This is a genomic window from Aureimonas sp. SK2 (assembly GCF_029813115.1).
In the GTDB taxonomy this organism is placed as follows: Bacteria; Pseudomonadota; Alphaproteobacteria; order Rhizobiales; family Rhizobiaceae; genus Aureimonas.
Genome location: NZ_JAPZDS010000070.1, coordinates 1 through 658, shown reverse-complemented (window position 1 = coordinate 658; position 658 = coordinate 1). Strand labels below are relative to the sequence as shown.

The 658-nt window shown below is 71.9% G+C and carries 1 protein-coding gene; it reads left to right on the top strand.

The genetic code is table 11. The features are described 5' to 3' along the window. Window positions 1-83: 83 nt before the first annotated feature. Window positions 84-658, top strand: a 575-nt coding sequence (locus tag O5O54_RS22255) for an efflux RND transporter periplasmic adaptor subunit (protein ID WP_279484029.1), incomplete at its 3' end; no start/stop codon positions are given.

Sequence of the window (658 nt, the reverse complement as noted above, 5' to 3'; positions counted from 1 at the left end):
AAGGCGGGCGACAAGGTAGTGACTGCCGGGTCCCAACTCCTGCGCGAAGGGCAGGTCGTGGAGATCGCACAGGACGTGCCGGCATGAGGATGGTGCTCCGCCTGTTCGCTGTGGTCGCGCTCCTCGGGCTCGCTGGATGCGGCGACGACGAGGCGAGCGAAGCCGCACCGCCGGTCCGGCCGGTGCTCTCGACGGTGGCCGAGGTCTCGCCTCTTCCCGAGCCGACCTTCGCCGGCTCGGTCCAGCCACGCTATTCGCGAGACCTCGGGTTCCGCGTCGCCGGGCGGGTACTCAGCCGCAACGTCGATGTCGGCGACACGGTCGAGGCGGGGCAGTTGCTCGCCTCGCTCGACCCGCAGGCGCAGGCGCTGGCCGTCCGATCGCTGCAGGGAGAACTCGCCGCCGCCCAGGCCCAGGAGGAGAACGCGCGCCTCGCGCGCGACCGCCAAGCGGCCCTCGTCCAGCGCAACGCCAGTCCCCAGGCCCAGCTCGACAGCGCCGAGCAGCAACTGGCCAGCGCGCGCTCGGCGGTCGCCAGCCGCGTCTCCGAACTCGACAAGGCGAAGCAGGAGCTCGGCTACACACGCCTTCTGTCCGAGACCGACGGGATCGTCACGGCCGTCGGCATCGAGGTCGGACAGGTCGCCGCCGTCGGGCA